The organism is Variovorax soli (assembly GCF_031454625.1).
Classification (GTDB): domain Bacteria; phylum Pseudomonadota; class Gammaproteobacteria; order Burkholderiales; family Burkholderiaceae_C; genus Variovorax; species Variovorax soli_A.
In genome coordinates this window covers 191,312-216,204 of record NZ_JAVDRF010000008.1, presented here as the reverse complement: position 1 = coordinate 216,204, position 24,893 = coordinate 191,312, and the positions used below count along the sequence as shown (strand labels likewise).

The window sequence follows — 24,893 nt, the reverse complement described above, 5'->3', positions numbered from 1 at the left end:
TCGTGCACCAGGAAGCGGGCCACGCGTCCCGCGCGGCAACGGCCTTCTCACAATTCACGGAGTTCTTTTGACGACCACGTCTTCTCAACGATGCCTCGCGGCGCTGCTGATCTCGCTGGTTCTGTCCGGCTGCGGTGGCGGCAGCGGCAGCGGAACCAATGGTGCTCAGCTCGTCGGCATGGCACTGCAAGGCACTGGCAGCCCGAACGGCAGCGGCGGCAGCCAAGCTGGCGATCCCCAAAGCGGTCAGGGTGGCACAGGTGGTACGAGTGGCACAACGGGTACGGGTAGTACCGGCAGCACCGGGAGCACGGCCAGCGGCCCCTCCGGCGTCGCCGCGAGCGCCGCCTTGGTGGCCAGGCTGGGCAAGCCTTCCCGGGTGCTGGTCGGACTCGGCGCGGGCAATACGCTGGCCCAGATGCAAAGCCAGGGCATTCGCCCCGACATCGTGGACACGTACCTCGTGGGTGTCGGCGCGGGCGCGTGGCCCACGTGGAACAGTCCCGCGGGCGCCTACATCACTTACACCGCGCAGGCCATCCAGGCCTACGGTGCGGTCCCGATGTTCACGCTCTACCAGATGGCGCAGAACGGCGATGGCAACGTGAGCGGCATCGCCAGTGCGGTGTTCATGGACAGTTATTGGGCCCAGGTCCGGCTCATGTACCAGCGCATTGCCGCGCTGGATGCACCCGCGCTGGTCAATCTGGAGCCGGACTTCTGGGGCTATGTGTGGGCGCAAGCGCCGAACCATGATCCAACGCAGATGCCGGCCGTCGTGAACAGCCAATCCGAATGCAGCGGCCTTTCCAATACGGCCGCGGGCATCGGGCAGTGCCTGTTGCAGATGGGCAGGCAGATCGCACCCAAGGCGCTGCTCGGATTTCCGCCCTCGTTCTGGGGCACCTCGCCCGCAGCGATCGGCGCCGAGATGCGCGCGGTCGGGGCGCAGGGCGCGGATTTCATCGTGGCCCAGACGAGCGACCGCGACGCAGGCTGCCTGGAAATCGCATCGCCTCCGGCGGAATGTGCAGGGCGAACCGGTCCGTTCTATTGGGACGAAAGCAACGTCGCCACCCCGAACTTCCACCAGTCGCAGAGCGCGATCTCCGACTATCGAGCCGCCCTGGGCAATGGACTGCCGATCCTGTGGTGGCAGACGCCGATGGGCGTGCCTTCCGTCACGCCCGGCGGGACGGACCTGCACTATCGCGACAACCACGTCGACTACATGCTGCGCAATACGCAGGAGTACGGCGACATCCACACCTTCGGGATCGTCTTCAGTTCCGGCGGGGCTCTCCAGACCTCGATCAACACCGACGGCGGACAGTTTGCCCGCCTCCTCGGCCAGTACCTCGCGCGAGGGGGCGCCGCCCTGCAGTAGCGATCAGAGGCCTTTCATCCCAAGCGTCATGCCTTGCCTGCGAGCACCACGACGCCATCCGCGGCGCGCACGCCCTGGCCCTTCGGGAGGACGAAGAGCGGGTTGATCTCGGCTTCGACCAGGCGATCACCCATCTGTGCGGTCATCGTCGAGAACGCCACGATCGCTTTCACCAGCGCCTCCACGTCGGCCTTGGGACGTCCACGGAAGCCGTCGAGCAAGGGCCAGGTCTTCAGTTCGCGCAGCATCTCCAGGGCCTGCTCGCGCCCGAGGCCGCCCTTGCCGGGCAACAGTCGCATCGTGGTGTCCTTGAACAATTCGGCGGTGACGCCTCCCATGCCCAGCAGGATCGCCGTGCCGAGCGGGTCCCGATGCATGCCCAGGATCAGCTCGGTGCCGGAAGACACCATCTCCTGCACCAGGAAGCGCTGCGGCACGATGCCCGTCTTCTCCTGCACCTCGACGGCCATCGCGCTCAGGCGAGCACCCACCTGCTCTGCCGCAAGGTTGACCGCCACGCCTCCCACGTCGCTCTTGTGCGTGATTGCGCTGGAGAGCACCTTCAGCACGACACGGCCGCCGAAGGCGCGCGCCGCCTGCTCGGCTTCCTGAGGTGTGGTGACGATGGTCTCTCCCGCGCAGGGCACGCCGAAGCGGGCGAACAGCTGCTTGGCCTGGGCCTCGTCGAGCGAACCGGAAGGGAGGTCCGCGATCGCAATGGCTGCGCCCGCGGGCTCCTCGGGGTACGCCTGCCAGCGCGTTCGCTGCAGCATGCCATCGAGTGCGACCGTGCAGCTCTCTGCGGCCGAGAACGCGGGGACGCCGGCCTGGGTCAGGAGGGCCGCGACCTCGGGCGCATGAGGACTGATGTAGGCAATGACCGGCTTGTCGCTCATCGGCAGGCAGTCCCTGATCGCGTTCGCCATCAGCTCGGGCATGGCGAGGCTGGAGGAGCCGACGATGAGGGTGAGCGCGTCGTAGGCCGGGCTTTCGAGCAGCGCCGTGATCGCGCCGCGCAGCAGATCGGGCTGCAGCCCGGCCAGCGTGACGTCGATCGGGTTGCGGTCGAGTGCGGCGTGATCGCCGGTCTGCAGCGCACGCAGCCGCGCGGCGGTCTCGGCATCGGGCGGCGGGGTTTCGAAGCCGGACACGCCCAGGCTGTCGGACACCAGGGTCCCCGCGCCACCGGTCGACGTGAGGACGGCCACGCGGGTGCCACGCAGCACGCGGCCGGTGGCAAGGGCGGCCGGAATGTCCAGCAGGTCGCCGAAGGTCTGCGCACGGATGATGCCCACGTCCTTGAACAGCGCGTCGTACATGCGGTCGGCACCGGCCAGCGCACCGGTGTGCGAGACGGCGGCCCGCGCCCCGGCTTCGGAACGCCCGATCTTGAAGGCCACCACGGGCTTATCTGCGCGTGCTGCCTTGAGGGCGGCGGCCCTGAACTTGGCGGGGTTGCGCACGCTTTCGACATACAAGGCGATGACCTTCGTGTCCGGGTCGTCCGCCAGGTGGTCCACGAAATCTGCCAGGTCGAGGTCCACCTCGTTGCTGGTCGAGATCAGCTTCGACAGGCCGATGCCGCGCGGTGCGGCCCGCGACAGCAGCGCGCCGAGGATGCCGCCGCTCTGCGACACGACGCCGATCGAGCCGACCGGGAAGCGCTCCATCTCCAACGCGCCGCTGGCGGAGAGCACGATGTTGTCGGTCAGGTTGACCAGCCCGATCGTGTTCGGACCGAGGATGCGCATCGGGCCGGCCGCTTCGATGAGCTGCTGCTGGCGGCGGGCGCCCTCGTCGCCGGTTTCGGTATAGCCGCTCGCCAGCACGATGGCCGCTGCCGTGCCACGCGACGCCAGGTCGCGCACGGCCAGATGCGCACGCTCGGCGCCGAGCAGCACGATGCCCACGTCCGGCACCCCGGGCAGCGCCGCGATGTCGGGGTAGCAGCGCAGCCCGTCGATGGCCTCCACGCGCGGATTGACCGGGTAGATCTCGCCCGTGAAACCATGTTTGCGCAAGTAGGCGACCGGACGGCCGGCGGTCTTGGCGGCGTCCGCCGAAGCGCCGATCACGGCGACGCTGCGGGGCCTGAGCAAGCGTGCGATCGAATCGGTGCCGCTCATTTCGTACCCCCGTTGTTCTCGGCGCTCCTGGCGAGGAAGGCCATGACGGATTCGCGATGCTGAGTGCTGGTGTAGCAGATGCCCTGCGCCTGGCTGCCTTGGGCAAACACCTGATGCGCGGATAGCTCGAATGTCTGGTTCAGGATGGTCTTGCCCAGGGCCAGCGCCGTGGCGGAGCCCTGGCTCAGCTCGCCCGCCCAGCGCTGCGCATCGGCCACCAGGCTGCCGGCATCGGCCTTGCGATCGGCGATGCCGAGCCTCAGCGCTTCCTCCGCGTCGACCTTGCGGCCGCTGAAGATGAGTTCCTTGGCACGGGCCAGGCCGACGCGGCGCGGCAGGAAGTACATGCCGCCGCCGTCGGGGATGAGGCCGCGATGGATATAGGACCAGGTGAAGCTGGCCGCGTCCGAGGCCACGATGAAGTCGCAGGCCAGCGCGGTGTCCGCGCCCAGGCCCGAAGCGGCGCCGTTGACGGCGGCGATGGTCGGCTTGGGCATGGTGTGCAGCAGCGTTTGGGTGTGGTGCACGCGTTGCTGCCGCGCCCAGCCATTGAAGCCGACCTCGCCGGCCGGCGCCTGCATCCGCCGCTCCATGCCGGCAACATCGCCGCCGGCGCAGAAGCCCTTGCCGCGGCCGGTCAGCACCAGCGCGCGGATGCCGTTGTCGTTCGTCACGCGTTCGAGCGCGGCGATGAATTGCGTGCGCATGTCGTCGCTCATGGCGTTGCGCTTTTCGGGGCGGTTCAGCCACAGGGTCGCGACGCCGTCGGCAACCTCGAGTTCGATCAGGTTTGCGGTGGTCATGGTGTGTGTGTCCCGGGTCGTCAGTCGGTGGTGATCCTGTTTTCCTTGACCACCTTGCGCCAGCGCGCCTCCTCGCCCTTGGCGTAGCGATCGAATTCTTCAGGCGAGCCGCCGTTGATGACCAGGCCCTCGCTTTCCACGCGCTTGCGGAAGGCCTCGGTCTGGACCGCCTTCTTCGCCGCAGCGTTCAACCGGGCGATCACGTCCGGCGGCGTGCCCGCAGGCGCGTACAGGCCGTACCAGCTGTCGGCGACGTAGCCGGGAACGCCGCTCTCGGCGATGGTGGGGACCTTGGCCAGAGCAGGCGTGGTGGAGCGCGTCGCCGTGGTGACGGCCAGCGCGCGCAGCTTGCCGCTCTCGACGAAAGTGCCGACCGCAGCCGCCGTGGCGAACATGATGTCGACCTGGCCGCCCAACAGATCGGTGATGGCCGGCCCGGCTCCGCGATAGGGAATGTGCGTGATGTCGGTCTTGGTCAGGTTCTTGAAGAGCTCTCCCGCCAGATGCGCCGAGGTGCCGGCACCTTGCGATGCGAACGAGAGCTTCCCGGGATGGGCCTTGGCGGCCGCGATGACGTCGCGCACCGACTTGAACGGGCTGTCGGCCCGCACGACAAGCACGTTCGGCGACACGCCCACCAGCATCACGGGAGCGAAGCCCTTCTCGTAGTTGTACGGCAGCTTCGACTGCAGGCTCGGGTTGACGACGTGCGCCACGGTCGCCATCACCAGCGTGTAGCCGTCGGCCGGGCTCTTGGCGACCGCGTCGGTGCCGATGATGGTTCCGGCGCCAGGCTTGTTGTCGATGATCACGGGCTGCCCGAGTTCCTGTCCCATGGCGATGCCCATGGTCCGGGCCACCAGGTCGGTGCCGCCGCCGGGCGCGAACGGCACGACGATCTTGACGGGCTTGTCCGGAAACGCGGCGTGTACGGGCGCCGCGGTGGTGACGGCCGCGACGGCGATCGCGCAGGAAGCCAGGGCGAGAAATTTGGCGTGTACCGCCTTCAGCATGCGCTGCATGGATATGTCTCCGGTTCGAAAAAGCAAAGGACGAGGGCATCGACGGCGGCTCGGGCGGCTCGTCTTATCGGCAGTCCGAGCTTAGGGTCGGGCTGCCATTCACGCATCCCGTCAATTCCACTGAATGGAAATTCGAGTAGGCTTGAGCGATGCCCAGAGAACCGAAAGCCGAGCCGCAGCCTCGTCGCCGCCATCACGAAGCGCCCACGCTCAACCGATCGCTCGAACGCGGCATCGAGGTGCTGAGGGCCTTTCGGCCAGGTGCCGACCTGTTGGGCAATGGAGAGATTGCAGAGCGCACCTCGCTCTCGCGCGCGACGGTGAGCAGGCTCACGCAAACCCTGGTCGGAAGCGGGCTGCTCGAGCACGACCGGGTTCGCCGGGCCTATCGCCTGGCGGCGCCCGTGCTGAGTTTTGCCCATGCGATGCGCGCGGGATCTCCGGTGCTGAACGCGGCGGCCCCCTTGATGCGCGCGCTGGCCGAGAAGATGCACATCAACGTCGGGCTGGCGGTGGCGGACCGCGACGAGATGGTCTACCTGGAATCGGTCCGCTACAACCGGCGCGTGTCGCTGCGCAACGTCGTCGCCGGCCAACGCGTGCCGATGGAGCTCACCTCGCTCGGCCGGGCGTACCTTGCGGTCGTCCAAGCCTCCGAGCGTCGCGCCCTCATGGGGCTGTTCCGCAGTCGGCGGGCCAGTGAATGGCGCCAGCTCAGAAGCGACATCGAACAAGCGAAGCTGAGCGTGGAGCAACGCGGCTACTGCACCGCCTCATGGCAGCCGGAAGTCGTGGCGCTGGCCACGCCGCTGATCGTGCCGGACGGGCCGATCTATGTGCTCAACGTCAGCGTGTCCACGGCAGCCAGCCTGCGCGACGCGGAAGCCGAGTTGAGCGGCGTCTTGCTTGACCTTTCCGTCAAGATCGGGGCTGTCCTGGGCGCAGCCTCCGATCCCCGTTCAGCCGCCAGGGGCGCCGGCCAGAACCAGGCAGGCGCTGGAAGCCGATCCTGAGATTCGCGTCTTCGACTGCCTTGCCGATCTTCGCCAGGTCGCCATCCCTTCGCCTCAGTGCCCGCCGAGGTCGATCTCGACCTCCGCTTCGCAGTTCACCGGCGCGTTCAGCGGAATGACCATGCCGATCGATGAACGCGCATGGGCGCCGATCTCGGGACCGAAGAGCTCGAGAATCAGGTCGGAGTAGCCGTTGGTGACGCGCGGCGTCTCGTAGAAGCCGGGTGCCACGTTCACCATCGCGAACACCCGCAGCCACGCGGTGATGCGGTCCAGGTCGCCGAGCGCGCGCTGCAGGCTCGCCAGGTGCGCCAGCGCGACCAGGCGTGCCGCGGCATAACCCTGCTCGGGCGAGACTTCGGCGCCCACCTTGCCGAGCGGACTGGCGAGCTGCCCGTCTGCCTCCACGGGCACATGGCCGGACACGAGGGCTCGCGCGCCGCGTATGCGCACCCATTCAAAAGGCAGCTTCAGTGCGGGCGGGCTTCGCAGCGGTTGCGGCAGCACCAAGCCCAGCGCGGCGATTCTGGCTTCGATCTTTGCCATGCTTGCCTCCTGGAGATGAAGCATCAAGGCACCAGCGCGTCGAGCTCGGGGAGCAGCAGCACGGATTCCTGTGCCGTCGGCTCGTTGCGCGCACCGACGAACACGGCGGGGATGCGGCCGCGGTTCACCGCAACATGCGGCATGCCGGCAGGCACGAACAGGTAATCGCCGGGGCGCACCACGTCGCGCTGCTGGAGCTGCGCGCCGGTCCACAGCTCCACTTCCTCACCGCTGAGCATGTAATGCGCGGACTCGTGGTGCTCATGCACATGTGCCTTGGTGCGCTCGCCCGCAGGCAGGGTGACCAGGCCGAGGAAGAGTGCGCTTGCGCCCGTGGTCTCGGCGCTGACGCCGGGCGCATAGCGCGACCCTTGCGCGCTGGTGTACGGCTCAGAGCCGCGCACGGCAAATCGGGTTTGGCGGAAGTCGGTGCGGGTGTCCATGTCGTGCCTCCTTGGCGTGTTTGCGAACGAATGATCGTGGCGAGACAATGTGCGCGCGCAGAGCCGGCGCGTCACTGAAACAGCGCCGAAATCTTGCGAAATCGCGGGAAACCAACCTGGCGTCCACCATGGCGAAGCGCTTCGTATTCGGACCTTTCCTGCTCGACACCGCGCGCGGCACGCTCACGCGCAACGGCGTGGCCGTCGCGGTGGGCCGGCGCGGTTTGCTCATCCTGCAGGCATTGCTCGATGCCGATGGCGAGCCGGTCACCAAGGATGCGTTGATGCGCTCGGCGTGGCCCGGCCTGGTTGTCGAGGACAGCAACCTCTCGGTGCAAGTCACCGCGTTGCGCAAGCTCCTCGGCACGGCGCAAGCCGGCGGTGCCGAGTGGATCGTCACGGTGCCGCGGCTTGGCTACAGGCTGTCCGGCGCGGCGGTTGCAGAGGACACGCAGCTCGCGCCGCTGCTGCACGGCGAGCCTGACCATGGCGGCCGGCCCAGCATCGCCGTATTGCCCTTCACCCACATCGGTGACGAACCCGCACAGGAATACCTCGCCGACGGGGTGACCGAGGCGCTCATCACCGCGCTCACGCGTTTTCGCTGGTTCTCGGTCACCGGCCGCAATGCCAGCCACGTCTACAAGCTCCATCCCGTGGACAGCCGCACGGCCGCCGCCGAGTTGGGCGTGCGCTACCTGCTGGAAGGGTCGGTGCGCAAGTCGGGCGCACGCGTTCGCATTTCGGCCCAGCTCGTCGACGCGCCCAGCGGCGCCTGCCTCTGGGCGGATCAACTCGACTTCGCCGATGCCGACATGTTCGAGGTGCAGGATGCCATCGCACAGCGTGTGGCAGGCGCCATCGAGCCCGAGTTGCTCAAGAACACCGGCAACCGGGCGGCGCGCAGCCGCACCGGCAGCGTGACGGGATGGGAGCTCGTGGCCCAGGGCTCCTGGCTGTTCCACCACGTCACGAAACCCACCCACGTGAAGGCGAGAGAGATGTTTCGGCAGGCTCGCCTGATCGACGCCGAGCTCACCGAGGCCAGCCTGTGGCTCGGGCGCGTGAACGCCGGGCTCGTCGCCTACGGATGGAGCGAGAACCCGGCGCTCGATCTTCGCGAGGGCCGCGCCGCCGCGCTTGACGCCGTGCAGCTCGACGAGAAGAACCCCTACGCGCACTACGCCACGGCGATCGTCGGCGTTTACGCCGACGAATTTGCGCTCGCGCTGCGCAGCGCAGAGAAGGCCGTCGAGCTGAGCCCGAGCTTCGCCCTGGGCCACCTGGTGCACGGCATGGCGGCCTTGTTCTCGGGCGATGCCCGCCTCGCGGTGCGCTCGCTCGACAGCGGCCTGCGCCTGAACCGCTACGACCCGCAGAACTTCGTCTGGTACAACGTGTTCGCGCTCGCCCTCCTCTTCGATGGCAAGGCCGAAGACGCGCTCAAGTGCGCTCTCGCCGCGCTCAAGATTCGGCCGACCTGGCGTCCTGCGATGCGCAGTGCGGCGGCGGCAAGCGCTTCACTGGGCCATGCCGAGGCGGCGGCGCGATGGCTGCGCGAGTGGTCGGAGGTCCCGGCCACATCCTCGGACGCGCTGCAACCGCTGTGGCGATGCAATCCCCGATGGGCCAAGGAAATGGACCGCCTGCTCGAGGGTCGCCCATGAGACGCTCGGGCGGCACCTTTCTACGCCTTCGGCAAAACCGTCCGCAGACCCGCCTTCAAGGCTTTCCCAGCTTGTCGCGCCGAATCGCTTCGTCATCCATCAGTTCGTACCACATCGCATTGAGCACCGCGAAGGTCGCGGCGAGCGGAAGTCCCAGCAGCCAGGCGAAGTACCACATGGTTCGTTTCCTTTGATCCGATTCGTTCAGTACGCGTGGCCGCGCTCGTCGCGGATGGCGTCGGCATCGACCTTGCCCCACAGCACCTTGTAGACCCAGCTGGTGTAGGCCACGATGAGCGGGATGAAGATGGCGGTGACCACCAGCATGACGAAGAGCGTCAGGTGGCTCGACGAGGAGTCCCACACCGTGAGGCTGGCGCGCGGGTCGAAGGACGACGGCAGGATGAAGGGGAACATCGAGACGCCGACGCTGAGGATGATGCCCGCGATGCCCAGCGCGCTGGCCAGCAGCGCAATGCCTGCGCGTCGCATGCGCATGGCCAGGAAGGCCAGCAGCGCACCCGCGAGCCCCATGCCGGGCACGGCCCACAGCCATGCCTGGCTCGCGTAGTTGGCGAACCATGCGCCGGGTTGATGGGCCGCCGTCTTGAGCAGCGGGTTCGACGGGCCGCCTGTGGGCAGCGCGCCGGTCACGCGATAGCCGTCGATCCAGAACCACAGGACCAGCCCCGCCAGGGCGTAGAGCACCAGCGTGAGCAGCGCCGCCGCGCTGCCGTAGCTGCGCGCGCGCTGGGCCACCGCGCCCTCGGCCTTCAGCTGCAGCCAGGCGCTGCCGTGCATGACGAGCATGGCCAGCGACACGAGCCCGCACAGCAGCGCGAAGGGATTGAGCAGCCCGAAGAAGGAGCCCTCGTAGAAGATGTGCATGTCCGGCGCCAGCCGGAAGGGCACGCCCTGCAGCACGTTGCCCATGGCCACGCCGAAGATCAACGAGGGCACCAGGCCGGTGACGAACAGCGTCCAGTCCCAGCGCGCACGCCAGCCGGCATCCTCGTGCTTGCTGCGGAACTTGATGGCGACGGGCCGCAGGATGAGCGGCACCAGCACCGCGAACATCGCCAGGTAGAAGCCCGAGAAGGACACCGCGTAAAGCTGCGGCCAGGCCGCGAAGATCGCGCCGCCGCCAAGGATCAGCCAGACCTGGTTGCCTTCCCACACCGGTCCGACGCTGTTGATGATCACCCGGCGCTCGAGGTCGTTGCGGCCGGCGAAGGGCAGCAGCATGTTGGTGCCCAGGTCGAAGCCGTCGGTGACGGCGAAGCCGATCAGCAGCACGCCGAGCAGCAGCCACCAGACCAGGCGCAGGGTTTCGTAGGCGATGAGTTCGTGAAGGATCATGTGTTTTCTCCAATCAGTCGGCAGCAGCCAACGGCGCGTGGGGCAGCGCAGCCAGCTCCGGATCGGCCTCGGCGCGGTAGGTGGCCGGCGGCGGCACCGGATGCGCCTCGGGGCCCTTGCGGATCGACTTCAGCATGAGCTTCATCTCGATCACGAAGAGCACGCTGTAGATCAGCGTGAAGCCGGCGATGGTGAGCAGCACCGTGCCGGCGCCCAGGTTCGACACCGCCACCGCGGTGGGCAGCACACCCTCGATCACCCAGGGCTGGCGGCCGACCTCGGCCACGATCCAGCCGCACTCGGCCGCGATCCAGGGCAGCGGGATCGCCAGCACCGCGAGCTTGAGCAGCCAAGGATGGGCATCGAGCTTGCGCCGCGCCGACAGCACGAAGAAGGTGGCCGTGAGCAGGATGAAGAACATGCCCAGGCCGACCATGACGCGGAAGGTCCAGTACAACGGCGCCACCGGCGGGATGGTGTCGAGCGCCGCCTGCGCGACCTGGTCGGGCGTGGCCTTGCGCGGGTCGTCCACGTAGCGCTTGAGCAGCAGGGCATAGCCGAGCGCGTGGCCGTTGTCCTCGAAGATCTTGCGCGCCGAGTCCGGCACTGCGGCATCGCTGCCGGCCTCGCGGATCTTCTGCAGCGCGTCGTAGGCCGAGATGCCGACGCGGATGTTGAGCTCGGCGCGATGCACCAGGTCGTCGATGCCGGGAATCTCGGTGGTGAGCGAGCGGGTGCCGATCAAGCCCATGACGGCGGGAATGTGGATCGCGAAGTGCGTCTCGCGGGCTTCCTTGTCGGGAAAGCCGAAGGCGGTGAACGCGGCCGGCGCGGGCTCGGTCTTCCACATGGCCTCGACGGCGGCGAGCTTCATCTTCTGGTGCTCGGTCGAGAGGTAGCCGCTCTCGTCGCCCAGCACCACGACCGACAGCGAGGCCGCGAGGCCGAAGGAGGCCGCCACCGTCATCGAGCGCTTGGCCAGCTGCAGATGCCGGCCGCGCAGCACGTACCAGGCCGACACGCCCAGCACGAAGACGGCCGCCACCGTGTAGCCCGCCGACACCGTGTGCACGAACTTGGCCTGCGCCACCGGGTTGGTCAGCACGGCGAAGAAGTCGGTCACTTCCATGCGCATGGTCTTCGGGTTGAAGGCGGCGCCCACGGGGTTCTGCATCCAGCCGTTGGCGATCAGGATCCACAGCGCGGAGAAGTTGGAGCCGATGGCCACGGCCCACGTGGTGATCAGGTGCCCGACCTTGGAGAGCTTGTCCCAGCCGAAGAAGAACAGGCCGACGAAGGTGGCTTCGAGGAAGAAGGCCATCAGCCCCTCGATGGCCAGCGGCGCGCCGAACACGTCGCCCACGTAGTGGCTGTAGTAGCTCCAGTTCATGCCGAACTGGAACTCCATGACGACGCCGGTGGCCACGCCCATGGCGAAGTTGATGCCGAAGAGCAGCCCCCAGAACTTCGTCATGTCGCGCCAGATGGTGCGCCCGGTCATGACGTAAACCGTCTCCATGATGGCGACGATCACGGCCAGGCCGATGGTCAGCGGCACGAACAGGAAGTGGTAGAGCGCCGTCAGCGCGAACTGCAGGCGGGAGAGTGCAACGATGTCCAGGTCCATGGGGCTTCCTTTTGCTTTCCTGTGTTTCCTAGTCCGGCCGCAGGGCGCTCAGGGCGGCCTCGAAGGCCGCCGTGCCGCGCCGCAGGTCGGCCACGATGCGGCCGGCGTGCAAGACGAGCAGCCGGTCCGCCAGCGCGGCCTCGCGCCGCAGATGGGTGGCGATCAGGAGCGTCCGGCCCGCGGCCTGGGCCCGCAGCCGCAGCAGCACGTCGTGTGCAGTGGCGGTGTCCAGCGCTTCGGTGGGCTCGTCGGTCAACCAGAACGGGACGTCGCGCAGCAGCAGCCGGGCCAGCGCGAGCCGGCGCGACTGGCCGCCCGAGAGGCCCAGGCCGCCTTCGCCCAGCCGGCTGTCGAGGGCCGATGGCATCGCGCGCACTTCGTCGGCCAAGCCGGCCGCCTGCAGCACGGACCACAGCCGCGCGTCGTCCGCCGAAGGGTTGGCCAGGCGCAGGTTGTCGCGCAGGCTGTCCTGGAACAGGTCGGTGCGCTGCGTCAGCAGGCAGGCCGGCAGGGCCCGCAGCTCGCCTTGCGCAGGCGCGAGTTCGCCCGCTGCCGCCGCGAGCAGGGTCGACTTGCCGGCGCCGCTGGGGCCGACCACGGCCACGCGCTCGCCGGCGGCGACGGCGAAGGCACTGCGCTGCAGCGCGGGCCGGCGGCTGCCGGGGTGGACCAGCGTCAATGCGCGCGCCTGCAGGGCCAGGCCGTCGTCGGGCATGGCCGGAACGGGCATGGGCTCGGGGCCGGCCGCCATGTGCGGCGCCAGGCGCCGCGCCGCGAGCCACGCCCTCCCGGCCTCGAGAGCGCCCCGGCGCAGGGCCGCGAAAGGCTCGACGGCGCCCAGCGCCACCAGCAGGCCCAGCGCTGCGGCGGGCGTGCCGATCGTTCCCTCGTCCGCCAGCAGGCCGACTGCGAGCAGCACGGCCGCCAGGGTCAGCGTGCCCGCCATGCCAAAGGCGATGCCGGCGTTGGCCTCGAGGCGGTTGAGCACCAGGTCGGCTGCCGCCAGGTGGCGGTCGGCCGCGGCCACGGCCTCGCACTGGGCCTCGATGCGGCCGGCCATGACCAACTCGGTCTGGCCGGCCACGAGGTCCGCGGTCCGTGCGCGCAGGCTTTCCGTCGCCTGGGCCCGGCGCACGGCGGCCGGCCGAGCGCGCCGCGCGAGCACCAGCGCGATGCCCCAGCCGGCGCCGAGCAGCCACAGTGCCAGCAGCAGACCGATCCACGAATTCATGGCGCCGAGCACCAGCCCGGCCATCAGCGCCGCCCCCAATGCCGCGCCGGCGGGCACCAGCAGGCGCAGATAGAAGGACTCCAGCGCGTCGACGTCGGCGCTCAACCGGAACAGCAGCCGCGCCGGTCGCGCGAGCAGCTGCCGCGCCGCATCGGGCCGGGCCCAGCCGCGGAACAGGCGCACGCGCAGCGCCGCCAGCACCGCGAAGGTGGCGTCGTGCGTCAGCAGCCGCTCGCCGTAGCGCGATGCGGTGCGGCTCAACGCCAGCAGCCGGATGCCGGCCGAAGGCATGAACACGTCGAAGACCAGTGCGGTGGCCGCGTGCAGGCCGGCCAGCGCAGTCGCGGTAATGAACCAGCCCGCCAGGCCCAGCAGGCCCATGCCCATCAGCACGGTGAGCGCGGCCAGCCCCGCGCCCAGGGCCAGCCGCCGCGGCTCGGCGGCCAGCAGCGGGGCCCAGACCCTCTGCAGCTCGCGCCAGCGCCTGGTCATGCGGCCTCCTGCGCGGGCATCGCATCGAGGCTGATCACGCGGTCCATGCGCGCGGCCAGCACCGGGTCATGGGTGGCGACGATCAGGGTCTTGCCGCGTGCCAGCGCGATCAGCGACTCGGCCACACGCGCGGCGGTCGCGGTGTCGAGATGGGCCGTGGGCTCGTCCACCAGCAGCAAGTCGGCCCCGGCATGCACGGCCAGGCGCGCCAGCCCCAGCCGCGCCGCCTCGCCGCCCGAGAGGCCGCGGCCGCCCTCCCCCAGGCTGGCGCGCGGATGGGCCTGGGCCACCGCGTCGAGCGCGGCGAAGCGCATCGCGGCCTCGACCTGCGCCGCCTGCACGCCGGCGCGGCCCAGCGCGACGTTGGCCTCGACCGAGCCGGCGAACACGTGCGGCTTCTGGCCCATCCAGGCCATGCGCCGGCGCAGTGCGGCCGCCGTGCGCTCGGAGAGCAGAACGCCGCCCACCATGATTTGCCCCCGCTGCGCCGGCAGCAGGCCCGCGACCAGGCTGAGCAAGGCTGTCTTGCCCGAGCCGCTGGCGCCCGTCAGCGCCACGTGCTCGCCGGCGGCGATGCGCAGGTCGCGGCCTTCGAAGACCGTGCCGCCCCCTGGATGGGCGAGATGCACCCCGCGCAGCCGCACCGACGGCGGGCCGCCGGCGGCGCTGCGGACCTCGGTGGCCAGCTTTGCCTCGGCGCCGGGCAGCGCCGTGGTGCCCTGCCCCAGCCTCTCGAGCGCCGCGAGCGCCGCTTCGCCGGCCGCCCGGTCGTGCCAGACCGCCGACAGCTCGCGCAGGGGCTCGAAGAAAGCCGGCGCCAGCAGCAGCACGAACAGGCCCTCGCCGAGGCTCAGGCGCCGGCCCCAGGTGCCGAACTCGAAGGTGCCGAGCAGGTGGAAGCCCACATAGGCCGCCACCATCGCGACGCCCAGCGCTGAGAACAGCTCCAGCACGGCCGAGGACAGGAAGGCGATGCGCAGCACCGCCATCGTGCGCCGGCGCAGCCCCTGGGCCGCCTCGCCCAGCCGCAGCGCGGTCGCATCGACGGCGCCGAGGGCGCGCAGGCTGGCCAGGCCGCGCAGGCGGTCGAGCAGGAAGCCCTGCATGCCGCCGGCCTCGATCATGTGCGCCTCGCTTGCCGCCCTGGCGCGCCAGCCGACGATGGCCATGAAGAGCGGGATCAGCGGCGCCGCCACCAGCAGGATCGCCGCCGCGACCCACGAATAGGCCGCGACCAGCGGCAGGATCAGCAGCGGCACGACCGTCGCGCGCCAGCGCGCCGGCGCGTAGCGCACCAGGTAGGGCACCACCGCCTCGGCCTGTTCCGCGATGGTGCCGGCCGCCAGGCCGGAGGCCGGCCGCGTGCGGTCCAGCGGCGAGTGCGCGGCCAGCGCCGCGGCGGCCTGCGCACGAATGCCCGAGAGCGCCGATCGCGCGGCGGCGAACACGCGGCGCATGCCCCAGGCTTCGCAGACCGTGCGCATCAGCCCCAGCAGCACGATCCCGAGCGCAGCCCACAGCACGGCGCGCAGGCCCTCGCCTTGCGCCAACCCATCGACCGCCCAGGCCAGCAAGGCGGCCTGCGGCAACCACAGCAAGGCGGCCGCGCCCTGGAGCAGGCTGGCCACGCGCGGCGGAGGTGCCAGGCGCTTCAGGCTGGCCGTCGAGGTGGGAGAAGTCATGCCGGGATTTCGTGTAATTTCAGTACTTTCTGAAATTCCCTGAATCATAAAAGATGCCGCGCCGCCCTGGGTATCTTCGCGCCAAAGCCCTTCGCCGGCACCCGCTAAGCTATTGCGCCAACGTGACCGCCCTGCACCGGAGCCGCAAATTGAAAGTTCTTTCCATCACGCCGACCTACTTTCCCGAAGTGGGCGGCATCGAGTCCGTGGTCCGCGAGCTGGCCAAGTGCACCTCGAGCCACGGCGTGCAGGTGGACGTGGCCCACGTCTCGGCCAAGCTGTCCGAAGCTTCCATGAGCGAGATGGACGGGCTGAAGGTATACCGCGTGCCCGTCGTCGGCAACCGCCTCGTCGGCTATGCGCGCGATTTCGGCCGCCTCGCCGCCGGCTATGACCTGCTGCACGTGCACGATCCGCAGCTGATGATGCTGACCGCGAACGTGCTGCTGCAGTGCCGGCACATCCCCGCCGTGCTCAGCACCCACGGCGGCTTTCGCCACACGACGCGGCACGGGACGATCAAGTGGGTGCACGAGCGCCTGCTGATGCGCACCCTGCTGCGGCGCTACCGAAAGGTCCTCGCGATCAGCGCGTCGGACACCGCGTACTTCAGCCGTTTCTCCGACCGCGTCGAGCAATGCGACAACGGCATTGCCTTCGCCAAGTTCCAGCAGGGCCGGCTGACCGGCACGGCCGATCCGGCGAAATGGATCTACTGGGGCCGCTGGTCGCGCAACAAGCGCATCGACGCGGTGATCGACACGGTCGCGATGGCCCGCGACCACGGGATCGCGATCGACCTGCTGATCGCCGGGCCGGACTTCGACCAGCTGCGCGGGTCGCTGCAGAACCAGATCAGCGCACTGAAGCTCGATGCCTCGGTCCGGCTGCATCCCTACATCGAGGACGCCGCGCTGATGCACGAGCTGCAGCAGCGCAGCGTGTTCGTCACCGGCACCGAGTACGAGGGCTTCGGCGTGGGTATCCTGGAGGCGATGGCGGCCGGCAAGATCGTGCTGTGCCGCGACATTGCGCCGATCAACGGCTTCGTCGAGCGGGGCGTCAACGGCTTCTTCCTCGACTTCGAGCGAGGCCCCGCGGACCTGGCCACCATCCGCGAGCTCACCGGACTCGACGCAGCGCGCTGTGCCGCAATGTCGGAGGCCGCGCAGCGCAAGGCCAAGGGCTACGACTGGGACTCCGTGGCGCGCAGGTTCTCGGCGCACTACGCGCAGGCGCTTGCCGGCGCCTGATGCGGGAGCGCGGGCCGATTTTCAGCGCGAGCTCAGCCCAAGGCAGCCATCAGCCCGCAGGCCAGCAGGCCGGCGAACAGCGCCAGCACGCCACGCCAGGTCGCCGGCCGCGATTCGACCCAGCGGTACAGCAGCATCGCCGCCGCGATCGACAGCGCGAAGGTGGCCAGCAGTCCGAACAGGTCGACCCAGGGTTCGGCCGGCGCCAGCCGCGCCACCGCCGCGCTCACCAGCAGCAGCACCGGAAAGTGGATCAGGAACAGCGAGTACGAGATGCGCCCCAGCCGCACCAGCGGCGGCCAGGCCCCCAGCGCCAGGCCCCCCCGGCGCTGCGCCACGGCCAGCAGCAGCGCCGTGACCAGCGCGGTGGCGATGCGGCTGCGCCAGTCGAGTGCCAGGGCCGCCGCGCCGACCAGCACCATCAGCGCCACGGCGAACTGCCAGGTACTGCGCCGCGTGGCACGGCCGATCCAGAACACGAGCATGCCCAGGCCGTAAGCGCCGAAGAAATACAACGCGGTGCTGTCCAGCGCCGCATGGCGATTGAACACCGCGAGCGAGGAAACAGCGAGCGCCAGCACCAGGGCCACCGCCAGCCAGCGCGCGCGCTTCGGATCCAGTACCCAGCGGCGCTGCAACAGCTCCGAGAGGCCGATCGCCCACAACGCCAGCACGAAGAGCTGGAAGTCGATTGCCACGTACCACACGCCGGTGGACAGCGCCTCGTAGCCGAGCAGGTCCTGCAGCAGCAGCCCGTGCGCCAGCAGCTGCGCGATGCCGGGCACCGGCGGCACGACCTCGTCGATGAGCCAGGGCCGCACCAGGGCGGCGGCCAGCACGCTGATGCTGAGTGCCGCCAGGTAGGGCATGACGAGCCTCGCATAGCGCTGCATCACGCGCAGCATCGGGCGGTCGATGCGCAGCACGCCATCGGGCGCGAGGCTGCCCGCCGCCAGGAAACCGGCGATCACGAGGAACACCTGCACGGCGAGCCGGCCGTCCTGGGCCAGCCATTCGAACAGCCCAGGCGCCAGCGCCGAGGCACCGGCCGGCAATGGGCCGTAGCGCGCGAGGTGATGCCCCACGATCAGCGCGCAGGCAAGCCCCTTCATCGCATCGAGCAGCGGCATGCGCGCTGCGGTCACGGGACTGGCGGACGTGCACCCGATGGCGGGCCCGGAGGGCAAGGACGAATCCGGCCCGCCCGAGCCGCCTGCGCCTCCTTCAGAGGGCAAGGCGTCGGCGTGCTTCCTGGTACTCACGCCTGAGCTTCTCGACGAAGGCAGCTGCAGACCCGACCTCGGTCACGGCGCCGATGCCCTGCCCCGAGCCCCAGATGTCCTTCCAGGCCTTGGCCTTGCTGCCCTCGCCGCCGCCGAAGTCCATGGTCTTGAGCTCGCCCTGCGGCAGGTTGGCGGGGTCCATGCCCGCGGCGACGATGCTGGGCGCGAGGTAGTTGCCATGCACGCCGGTGAAGAGGTTCGAGTAGACGATGTCGTCGGACGTGCCGGCGACGATCGCCTGCTTGTACTCTTCGCTCGCGCGCGCCTCCTGGGTGGCGATGAAGGCGGTGCCGATGTAGGCGAAGTCGGCGCCCATGGCCTGTGCCGCCAGCACCGCGCCGCCGGTGGCGATCGAACCCGACAGGGCGATGGGCCCGTCGAACCACTGGCGGATCTCCTGCACCAGCGCGAAGGGGCTCTTGATGCCCGCGTGCCCGCCGGCGCCGGCCGCCACCGCGATGATGCCGTCCGCGCCCTTCTCGATCGCCTTGTGGGCGAAGGCGTTGTTGATGACGTCGTGCAGCGTCACGCCGCCGTAGCTGTGGACCGCGTCGTTGACGTCGGTGCGCGCGCCCAGCGAAGTGATGACGATCGGCACCTTGTACTTCACCACCATCTCCATGTCGTGCTCGAGCCGGTCGTTGCTCTTGTGCACGATCTGGTTGATCGCGAAGGGCGCCGCGGGCCGGTCCGGGTTCGCCTTGTCATGGGCCGCGAGTTCCTCGGTGATCTCGGCCAGCCAGTCCTCCAGCTGCGCGGCCGGCCGTGCATTGAGCGCGGGCATCGATCCCACCACCCCGGCCTTGCATTGCGCGATCACGAGCTTGGGGTTGCTGATGATGAACAGCGGCGAGCCGATGATCGGCAGCGGAAGGTTGGCGAGCACGGGGGGGAGATTGGACATGGTCGGTCGTCTCTTGAGGTTGAGAAAAACGGGAGCGACGGCCGGTTTCAGAAGGCGTCGATCGCCAGCGCCGTCACGCTCTCGGCACCGTCGACGATGCTGTCGCGCAGGCCGGGCGCCTTGTTGAGGATGTGCTCGGCATAGAACCGCGCCGTGGCGATCTTGGCCTGCATGAAGGCGGTGTCGGTGCCGGCCTTGGCGAGTTCCTCGGCCACCAGCAGCGAGCGCGCGAGCTGCCAGCCCGCGACGAGGTTGCCCGCCAGCATCAGGTAGGGCACGCTGCCCGCGAACACCGCATTCGGCGCAGCCTTGGTGCGCCCCGCGACAAAATCGACCACATCGACGAAGGCCTCGCGCGCCGCCTTCAGGCGCTTGCCGACGGCCTGCGCCGCCGCGCTGTCGCGTTTCGCGAGCTCGGCTTCCGTCTTCTCGATCTGGCCTGCAATCGCCTTGGCGACCTGGCCACCGTCGCGCGCGGTCTTGCGGCCCACCAGGTCGTTGGCCTGGATCGCGGTCGTGCCTTCGTAGATCGTGAGGATCCTGGCGTCGCGCAGGTACTGCGCCGCACCCGTTTCCTCGATGAACCCCATGCCGCCATGCACCTGCACGCCCAGCGATGCGACCTCCAGGCTCATCTCGGTGCTGTAGCCTTTGACCAGCGGCACCATGTACTCGTAGAAGGCCTGGTTCTGCTTGCGCGTGTCGGCGTCCGCATGGTGATGCGCCGCATCGTAGGCGGCCGCTGCCACTGCCGCCATGGCGCGGCAGCCCTCGGTGTAGGCGCGCATCGTCATCAGCATGCGCTTGACGTCGGGGTGGTGGATGATCGGCGCGCTGGCGTTCATCGAGCCGTCGACCGGGCGGCTCTGCACGCGGTCCTTGGCGTAGGCCACTGCGTGCTGGTACGCGCGCTCGGCGATCGCGACGCCCTGCATGCCCACGGCATAGCGCGCCGCGTTCATCATGATGAACATGTACTCGAGGCCGCGGTTCTCTTCGCCCACGAGGTAGCCGATGGCGCCACCGTGGTCGCCGTACTGCAGCACGGCGGTGGGCGATGCCTTGATGCCCAGCTTGTGCTCGATGCTCACGCAGTGCACGTCGTTGCGCGCGGCGAGCGAGCCGTCCTTGCCGACGAGGAACTTGGGCACCACGAACAGGCTGATGCCCTTCACGCCCTCGGGCGCGCCGACCACGCGCGCCAGCACGAGGTGCACGATGTTCTCGGCCATGTCGTGCTCGCCGTAGGTGATGAAGATCTTGGTGCCGAAAACCTTGTATGTGCCATCGGGCTGCGGCTCGGCACGGCTGCGCACCATCGCGAGGTCGCTGCCGGCCTGCGGCTCGGTCAGGTTCATGGTGCCGGTCCACTGGCCGCTCACCAGCTTCTCGAGGTAGGTCGCCTTGAGCTCGTCGGAGCCGGCCGTGAGCAGCGCCTCGATGGCGCCGTCGCTCAGGAGCGGGCACAGCGCGAAACTCATGTTGGCCGAGTTGAGCATCTCGCCGCAGGCGGCGCCGATGGTCTTGGGCAGGCCCTGGCCGCCGAACTCGGCAGGATGCTGCAGCCCCTGCCAGCCGCCTGCCACGTACTGCGCGAAGGCTTCCTTGAAGCCCGGCGTGGTCATCACCTTGCCGTCCTTGAACGACGAAGGATGCTTGTCACCCGCGACGTTGAGCGGCGCGACCACGTCCTGGTTGAAGCGCGCGCATTCCTCGAGCACGGCCTGCGCGGTCTCGAGGCCGGCGTCCTCCAGGCCGGGCATGCGCGCAACCTGCGCGATGTCGGCGAGATGCTCGATGTCGAAGAGCATGTCCTTGACGGGGGCGATGTAGCTCATGGCTGTCTCCAATGCGACTGGGGGCGAGGCGGATACGAAAAGGGCATCGCGAACGATGCCCTGGCTTCTTCGATAGGCAGTCCTGCGAAGGCGGTCAGAGCGCCTTGACGAGTTCCGGCACGGCCGTGAAGAGATCGGCCTCGAGGCCGTAGTCGGCCACGCTGAAGATCGGCGCCTCCGGGTCCTTGTTGATCGCCACGATCACCTTCGAATCCTTCATGCCGGCCAGGTGCTGGATCGCGCCCGAGATGCCGCAGGCGATGTACAGCTGCGGCGCCACGATCTTGCCGGTCTGGCCGACCTGCCAGTCGTTCGGGGCGTAGCCCGCATCGACGGCGGCGCGGCTCGCGCCCAGGCCCGCGTTGAGCTTGTCGGCCAGCGGCGCCATCACCTCGGTGAACTTCTCGGCGCTGCCCAGGGCTCGGCCGCCCGAGACGATGATCTTGGCCGCCGTGAGCTCGGGGCGCTCGCTCTTGGTGACTTCGCGGCCGACGAAGCTGCTCTTGCCCGAGTCGGCCACGCCTTCGGCGTTCTCCACGGTGGCGCTGCCACCCGTGGCCGCGGCCGCGTCGAAGCCGGTGGTGCGCACGGTGACCACCTTGATCGCATCGCTGCTCTGCACGATGGCGATGGCATTGCCGGCGTAGATGGGGCGCTCGAACGTATCGGGGCTGTCGACCTTGGTGATGTCGCTGATCTGCGCGACGTCGAGCTTGGCGGCCACGCGCGGGGCGACGTTCTTCCCGTTGGCGGTGGCCGGGAACAGGATGTGGCTGTAGTTCTTGGCGATGGCGAGCACCTGGGCGGCGACGTTCTCGGCCAGGTTCTCGGCGAGGCTGGGGCTGTCGGCGGCGATCACCTTGGCCACGCCGGCGATCTTGGCGGCGGCCGCCGCGGCTTCGGCGGCGTTGGCGCCGGCCACCAGCACATGCACATCGCCGCTGCCGCAGGCGATGGCCGCGGTCACGGTGTTGAGGGTCGCCGGCTTGACGGTGGCGTGGTCGTGTTCTGCGATAACGAGTACGGTCATGTCGTGTCTTCCTTGCGGCCTCAGATCACCTTGGCTTCGTTCTTGAGCTTGTCCACCAGCGTGGCGACGTCGGGCACCTTGATGCCGGCGCCGCGCTTGGGCGGCTCGCTGACCTTGAGGGTCTTCAGGCGCGGCTTGACGTCCACGCCCAGGTCCTCGGGCTTGAAGGTGTCGAGCTGCTTCTTCTTGGCCTTCATGATGTTGGGCAAGGTGACGTAGCGCGGCTCGTTCAGGCGCAGGTCGGTGGTGATGACCGCGGGCAGCGTGAGGGAGATGGTTTCCAGGCCGCCATCGACTTCGCGGGTGACCTTGACCTTGTCGCCTTCGACCTCGACCTTGGAGGCGAAGGTGGCTTGCGGCAGATCGGCGAGCGCGGCGAGCATCTGCCCGGTCTGGTTGGCATCGTCGTCGATGGCCTGCTTGCCCAGGATGATGAGCTGGGGAGCTTCCTTGTCGACCAGGGCCTTCAGCAGCTTGGCGACGGCCAGGGGCTGGAGTTCTTCCGTCGTCTCCACCAGGATGCCGCGGTCGGCGCCGATGGCCATGGCGGTACGCAGGGTCTCCTGGCACTTCGCCTCGCCGCAGGACACGGCGATGATCTCGGTGGCAACGCCCTTCTCCTTGAGCCTTACCGCCTCTTCGACGGCGATTTCGTCGAAGGGGTTCATGCTCATCTTGACGTTGGCGATGTCGACTCCGGTGCCGTCGCTCTTGACGCGCACCTTGACGTTGTAATCGACGACCCGCTTGACGGGGACCAGGACCTTCATTGGCTTGACTCCATTGAATTGCGAAACCGGGGGGGGTGCAGAGGAACCGAAGATTTTAGGCGCCGGCCTCCGCGCGAGCTGTTCATTTCAATCAGGCGATGCCTGGGCGCAAGAAAAAGAACGGTCGTGCTTTTTTGCGATTATAGGCGAGCTTCGCCGGTGGGCGGCACGCGAGGTGGTAACGATTCGACGCGCAGCACGCGCTGCGGATAGGGGATGTCGATCTTGGCCTTGCGCAGTCCCTCGAGGATGGCGACGTTGATGGGCGAGCGCACGTTGTCCTTGCCCTTGTCCGGATCGGCGATCCAGAAGTTGAGCGTGAACTCCAGCCCGTCGTGCGCGAAGTTCGTCAGGAAGGCGACCGGCGCCGGATCGCCGAGCACGCGCGGCTGTGCGGCGGCGGCCTCGCACAGGATGGCCTGCACCTGTGCCGCGTCGCTCTCGTAGCCGACGATGATGCTGGTCGTCAGGTTGAACTTGAGATCGGACACCGAGAGGTTCTCCACCCGGTTCGTGATCAGCGACTCGTTGGGCACGATCGACTCGCGCCCGTTGCCCTGCCGCACCAGCGTGTAGCGGGTCTTGATGTCGGTGACGCGGCCCTCGAAGCCGTCGACCTTGACGTTGTCGCCGATGCGGATCGAGCGCTCCAGCAGGATCACGAAGCCGCTCACGTAGTTGGCCGCGAGCTTCTGAAGGCCGAAGCCCAGGCCCACGCCGAGCGCGCCGCCCAGCACCGAGAGCGCGGTCAGGTCCACGCCCACGGCCGACAGCGCGAACAGCAAGCCGATCAGCAGCAGGAAGGCGCGGATGGCATTCGAGGCCACCTTGCGCATCGACAGGTCGGTGACTGCCGTGCGCAGGACGCGCTTCTCGAGGGTGGACGCGATCCACAACGCGATCACCAGCACGACCCCCGCCGACAGGGTGCCTTCGAGGATGGTGCGCAGGCTGACCTGGTTCTTGCCGAAGGAAAGCGTGATCCTGTCGAGCTCGGCCAGCACCGCCGGCAGCAGGCCGACGATCCACAGCACCGCGGCGATCCAGGCCAGCCAGGAGACGGTGCGCTCCACCAGCCGGACCAGCGCCGAGCTCGGGAAGACGGCCCGCAGCACGCGCGCGACCAGCCGGATCGCCGCCAGCGACAGGAACACCGACACCGCGATGCGCAGCACCAGCACCGTCTGGAAATCCAGCACGAAACGCCGCGCGAGGTCGGTCAGCAGCAGCGCCAGCAGCGGGAACAGCAGGCCGTCGTAGGTGTGCTCGCCGAACCAGATCGAGTCCCTGGGCTGGTCGCGGCCGAACCAGCGGCAGACGCCCCACGCCACTGCCACGCAGGCGATCAGCGCGGCAATTTCGATCCACAGGCTGCGGGCGTGGATCTGCCCCAGGCGTTGCGCGAAATCCTCGAAATTCATCAGCCTGCGAACTAGAGCTCTGCCAGCGCCCGCACGTGCGCCTCGACGCTCGCGGCCAGTGCATCGAGGTTGTAGCCGCCCTCCAGCATCGAGACGATGCGTCCCTTGGCGTGGCGCCGCGCCACCTCGCGGATGCGCTCGGTGATCCAGGCGAAATCGCTCTCGTTGAGCCTCAGCTGGCCCAGGTCATCGTCGCGGTGGGCGTCGAAGCCCGCGCTCACGAAGATCATCTGCGGCTTGAATTCCTCCAGCCGCGGCATCCAGCAGGCCTCGATCAGCTCACGCACGTCCATGCCCTTGGTGTACGCCGGCACGGGGAGGTTAAGCATGTTGGGCGCGGGATGGTCCGCGCCGCTGTAGGGATAGAAGGGGTGCTGGAAGAAGCTCACCATCAGCACCCGCGGATCGTTGCTGAAGATGTCTTCGGTGCCGTTGCCGTGGTGCACGTCGAAGTCGACGATCGCCACGCGCTCCAGGCCATGCGCCTCGATCGCATGGCGCACGCCGACGGCGACGTTGTTGATGAAGCAGAAGCCCATGGCCCGGTCGTGGCAGGCATGGTGGCCGGGCGGACGCACGGCGCAGAAGGCGTTTTCGAGAGCGCCGGAGATCACCGCATCGGTCGCTGCGACGGCCGCACCGGCGGCGCGGCGGGCCGCGAGCACGGTCGAGCGGCAGAGCGTGGTGTCGGGATCGATCGCCGCATAGCACGGGCCGCCGGCCGGCTCGTCGGCGACCAAACGATCGTTCAGTGCCTCCAGGTGCTCCATGTGGGCGACGCTGTGGGCCCGCGTGATCTGGGCCAGCGTGGCCAGCGGCACCTCGCAGCGTTCGAGCGCGTCGGCCACGCCGGTGACCAGCAGCCTGTCTTCGATGGCGTCGAGACGCTGGGGGCATTCGGGATGGCCGGGGCCCATCTCGTGCTTCCAGCAATCGCGGTGGATGAAATAGCCGGTTTTGCCCATGATCGACTCGCGTCGTAGCCTCACGCGGGAT

21 protein-coding genes are annotated in these 24,893 nt (G+C 68.9%); 4 read left to right on the top strand and 17 right to left on the bottom strand.

Translation table 11 applies throughout. The features are described from left to right. Window positions 1-67: 67 nt before the first annotated feature. The gene (locus tag J2739_RS18960) at window positions 68-1,387 is read left to right on the top strand and encodes a hypothetical protein (RefSeq protein ID WP_309904435.1); all 1,320 of its coding nucleotides are present in this window, start codon (window positions 68-70) and stop codon (window positions 1,385-1,387) included. Window positions 1,388-1,413: 26 nt separating this feature from the next. Here the strand turns inward: J2739_RS18960 and J2739_RS18955 are convergent, their stop codons facing one another. From J2739_RS18955 to J2739_RS18945, 3 genes are read right to left on the bottom strand one after another with little or no spacing between them, the layout of a single operon-like run. Next, complete coding sequence (locus J2739_RS18955) at window positions 1,414-3,513, bottom strand: acetate--CoA ligase family protein (protein ID WP_309904433.1); 2,100 nt, start codon at window positions 3,511-3,513, stop codon at window positions 1,414-1,416. After that, complete coding sequence (locus J2739_RS18950; RefSeq protein ID WP_309904431.1) at window positions 3,510-4,316, bottom strand: enoyl-CoA hydratase/isomerase family protein; 807 nt, start codon at window positions 4,314-4,316, stop codon at window positions 3,510-3,512. The genes J2739_RS18955 and J2739_RS18950 overlap by 4 nt, the downstream gene beginning before the upstream one ends. A gap of 20 nt (window positions 4,317-4,336) precedes the next feature. Continuing rightward, complete coding sequence (locus tag J2739_RS18945) at window positions 4,337-5,338, bottom strand: tripartite tricarboxylate transporter substrate binding protein (protein WP_309904429.1); 1,002 nt, start codon at window positions 5,336-5,338, stop codon at window positions 4,337-4,339. A 149-nt stretch (window positions 5,339-5,487) separates the two neighbouring features. Here J2739_RS18945 and J2739_RS18940 point away from each other — a divergent pair, with 149 nt between their 5' ends. Next, window positions 5,488-6,351, top strand: coding sequence for an IclR family transcriptional regulator (locus J2739_RS18940; RefSeq protein ID WP_309904427.1), 864 nt, complete (start codon window positions 5,488-5,490; stop codon window positions 6,349-6,351). A gap of 54 nt (window positions 6,352-6,405) precedes the next feature. Here J2739_RS18940 and J2739_RS18935 read toward each other — a convergent pair whose 3' ends face one another. Together J2739_RS18935 and J2739_RS18930 are read right to left on the bottom strand one after the other, a co-directional pair. Beyond that, window positions 6,406-6,897, bottom strand: coding sequence for a RidA family protein (locus J2739_RS18935; protein ID WP_309904422.1), 492 nt, complete (start codon window positions 6,895-6,897; stop codon window positions 6,406-6,408). Between the two features lie 23 nt (window positions 6,898-6,920). Continuing rightward, on the bottom strand, window positions 6,921-7,340 hold the full coding sequence (locus tag J2739_RS18930; RefSeq protein ID WP_309904421.1) for a cupin domain-containing protein: 420 nt from the start codon (window positions 7,338-7,340) through the stop codon (window positions 6,921-6,923). 128 nt (window positions 7,341-7,468) lie between these two features. Here J2739_RS18930 and J2739_RS18925 point away from each other — a divergent pair, with 128 nt between their 5' ends. Then, on the top strand, window positions 7,469-9,007 hold the full coding sequence (locus J2739_RS18925) for a winged helix-turn-helix domain-containing protein (RefSeq protein ID WP_309904419.1): 1,539 nt from the start codon (window positions 7,469-7,471) through the stop codon (window positions 9,005-9,007). A gap of 55 nt (window positions 9,008-9,062) precedes the next feature. Here J2739_RS18925 and cydX read toward each other — a convergent pair whose 3' ends face one another. The 5 genes from cydX to cydD are packed head-to-tail and all read right to left on the bottom strand — an operon-like array spanning window position 9,063 to window position 15,398. Continuing rightward, window positions 9,063-9,185, bottom strand: a complete 123-nt coding sequence (gene cydX, locus J2739_RS18920; RefSeq protein WP_068682389.1) for a cytochrome bd-I oxidase subunit CydX — start codon at window positions 9,183-9,185, stop codon at window positions 9,063-9,065. A gap of 26 nt (window positions 9,186-9,211) precedes the next feature. Then, window positions 9,212-10,366 carry a cytochrome d ubiquinol oxidase subunit II gene (cydB, locus tag J2739_RS18915; protein WP_309904417.1) on the bottom strand — a complete coding sequence of 385 codons (1,155 nt, stop codon included), beginning with the start codon at window positions 10,364-10,366 and terminating at the stop codon, window positions 9,212-9,214. Between the two features lie 13 nt (window positions 10,367-10,379). Continuing rightward, window positions 10,380-11,993, bottom strand: a complete 1,614-nt coding sequence (locus J2739_RS18910) for a cytochrome ubiquinol oxidase subunit I (RefSeq protein WP_309904416.1) — start codon at window positions 11,991-11,993, stop codon at window positions 10,380-10,382. A 28-nt stretch (window positions 11,994-12,021) separates the two neighbouring features. Next, on the bottom strand, window positions 12,022-13,716 hold the full coding sequence (locus J2739_RS18905; protein WP_309904410.1) for an amino acid ABC transporter ATP-binding/permease protein: 1,695 nt from the start codon (window positions 13,714-13,716) through the stop codon (window positions 12,022-12,024). Beyond that, window positions 13,713-15,398 (bottom strand): thiol reductant ABC exporter subunit CydD, encoded by a 1,686-nt coding sequence (gene cydD, locus J2739_RS18900; protein ID WP_309904409.1) that lies wholly within the window; start codon window positions 15,396-15,398, stop codon window positions 13,713-13,715. Before cydD ends, J2739_RS18905 begins: the two co-directional genes overlap by 4 nt. A 149-nt stretch (window positions 15,399-15,547) precedes the next feature. Here cydD and J2739_RS18895 point away from each other — a divergent pair, with 149 nt between their 5' ends. Next, window positions 15,548-16,651 carry a glycosyltransferase family 4 protein gene (locus J2739_RS18895; protein WP_309904407.1) on the top strand — a complete coding sequence of 368 codons (1,104 nt, stop codon included), beginning with the start codon at window positions 15,548-15,550 and terminating at the stop codon, window positions 16,649-16,651. Window positions 16,652-16,683: 32 nt separating this feature from the next. Here J2739_RS18895 and J2739_RS18890 read toward each other — a convergent pair whose 3' ends face one another. From J2739_RS18890 to J2739_RS18860, 7 genes are all read right to left on the bottom strand, one after another. Then, on the bottom strand, window positions 16,684-17,781 hold the full coding sequence (locus J2739_RS18890) for an acyltransferase family protein (protein ID WP_405053912.1): 1,098 nt from the start codon (window positions 17,779-17,781) through the stop codon (window positions 16,684-16,686). A gap of 94 nt (window positions 17,782-17,875) precedes the next feature. Beyond that, window positions 17,876-18,838 carry an NAD(P)H-dependent flavin oxidoreductase gene (locus J2739_RS18885; RefSeq protein ID WP_309904403.1) on the bottom strand — a complete coding sequence of 321 codons (963 nt, stop codon included), beginning with the start codon at window positions 18,836-18,838 and terminating at the stop codon, window positions 17,876-17,878. Between the two features lie 47 nt (window positions 18,839-18,885). Beyond that, window positions 18,886-20,676, bottom strand: coding sequence for an acyl-CoA dehydrogenase (locus tag J2739_RS18880; protein WP_309904401.1), 1,791 nt, complete (start codon window positions 20,674-20,676; stop codon window positions 18,886-18,888). A gap of 94 nt (window positions 20,677-20,770) precedes the next feature. Further along, on the bottom strand, window positions 20,771-21,706 hold the full coding sequence (locus J2739_RS18875; protein ID WP_309904399.1) for an electron transfer flavoprotein subunit alpha/FixB family protein: 936 nt from the start codon (window positions 21,704-21,706) through the stop codon (window positions 20,771-20,773). A gap of 20 nt (window positions 21,707-21,726) precedes the next feature. Then, window positions 21,727-22,476 (bottom strand): electron transfer flavoprotein subunit beta/FixA family protein, encoded by a 750-nt coding sequence (locus J2739_RS18870; RefSeq protein WP_309904397.1) that lies wholly within the window; start codon window positions 22,474-22,476, stop codon window positions 21,727-21,729. 140 nt (window positions 22,477-22,616) lie between these two features. Next, window positions 22,617-23,897, bottom strand: coding sequence for a mechanosensitive ion channel family protein (locus J2739_RS18865; protein WP_309904394.1), 1,281 nt, complete (start codon window positions 23,895-23,897; stop codon window positions 22,617-22,619). Window positions 23,898-23,908: 11 nt separating this feature from the next. Then, window positions 23,909-24,862 (bottom strand): histone deacetylase family protein, encoded by a 954-nt coding sequence (locus J2739_RS18860; RefSeq protein ID WP_309904392.1) that lies wholly within the window; start codon window positions 24,860-24,862, stop codon window positions 23,909-23,911. Window positions 24,863-24,893: the final 31 nt, after the last annotated feature.

What these genes read in the sequence shown, in the direction of transcription:
- J2739_RS18865 (WP_309904394.1), bottom strand. Translation starts at nt 23,897, where the DNA reads ATGAATTTCGAGGATTTCGCGCAACGCCTGGGGCAGATCCACGCCCGC.
- cydB (WP_309904417.1), bottom strand. Translation starts at nt 10,366, where the DNA reads ATGATCCTTCACGAACTCATCGCCTACGAAACCCTGCGCCTGGTCTGG.
- J2739_RS18885 (WP_309904403.1), bottom strand. Translation starts at nt 18,838, where the DNA reads ATGTCCAATCTCCCCCCCGTGCTCGCCAACCTTCCGCTGCCGATCATC.
- cydD (WP_309904409.1), bottom strand. Translation starts at nt 15,398, where the DNA reads ATGACTTCTCCCACCTCGACGGCCAGCCTGAAGCGCCTGGCACCTCCG.
- J2739_RS18930 (WP_309904421.1), bottom strand. Translation starts at nt 7,340, where the DNA reads ATGGACACCCGCACCGACTTCCGCCAAACCCGATTTGCCGTGCGCGGC.
- J2739_RS18945 (WP_309904429.1), bottom strand. Translation starts at nt 5,338, where the DNA reads ATGCAGCGCATGCTGAAGGCGGTACACGCCAAATTTCTCGCCCTGGCT.
- J2739_RS18940 (WP_309904427.1), top strand. Translation starts at nt 5,488, where the DNA reads ATGCCCAGAGAACCGAAAGCCGAGCCGCAGCCTCGTCGCCGCCATCAC.
- J2739_RS18935 (WP_309904422.1), bottom strand. Translation starts at nt 6,897, where the DNA reads ATGGCAAAGATCGAAGCCAGAATCGCCGCGCTGGGCTTGGTGCTGCCG.
- J2739_RS18910 (WP_309904416.1), bottom strand. Translation starts at nt 11,993, where the DNA reads ATGGACCTGGACATCGTTGCACTCTCCCGCCTGCAGTTCGCGCTGACG.
- J2739_RS18950 (WP_309904431.1), bottom strand. Translation starts at nt 4,316, where the DNA reads ATGACCACCGCAAACCTGATCGAACTCGAGGTTGCCGACGGCGTCGCG.
- J2739_RS18870 (WP_309904397.1), bottom strand. Translation starts at nt 22,476, where the DNA reads ATGAAGGTCCTGGTCCCCGTCAAGCGGGTCGTCGATTACAACGTCAAG.
- J2739_RS18955 (WP_309904433.1), bottom strand. Translation starts at nt 3,513, where the DNA reads ATGAGCGGCACCGATTCGATCGCACGCTTGCTCAGGCCCCGCAGCGTC.
- J2739_RS18925 (WP_309904419.1), top strand. Translation starts at nt 7,469, where the DNA reads ATGGCGAAGCGCTTCGTATTCGGACCTTTCCTGCTCGACACCGCGCGC.
- J2739_RS18860 (WP_309904392.1), bottom strand. Translation starts at nt 24,862, where the DNA reads ATGGGCAAAACCGGCTATTTCATCCACCGCGATTGCTGGAAGCACGAG.
- J2739_RS18875 (WP_309904399.1), bottom strand. Translation starts at nt 21,706, where the DNA reads ATGACCGTACTCGTTATCGCAGAACACGACCACGCCACCGTCAAGCCG.
- cydX (WP_068682389.1), bottom strand. Translation starts at nt 9,185, where the DNA reads ATGTGGTACTTCGCCTGGCTGCTGGGACTTCCGCTCGCCGCGACCTTC.
- J2739_RS18905 (WP_309904410.1), bottom strand. Translation starts at nt 13,716, where the DNA reads ATGACCAGGCGCTGGCGCGAGCTGCAGAGGGTCTGGGCCCCGCTGCTG.
- J2739_RS18890 (WP_405053912.1), bottom strand. Translation starts at nt 17,781, where the DNA reads ATGCCGCTGCTCGATGCGATGAAGGGGCTTGCCTGCGCGCTGATCGTG.
- J2739_RS18880 (WP_309904401.1), bottom strand. Translation starts at nt 20,676, where the DNA reads ATGAGCTACATCGCCCCCGTCAAGGACATGCTCTTCGACATCGAGCAT.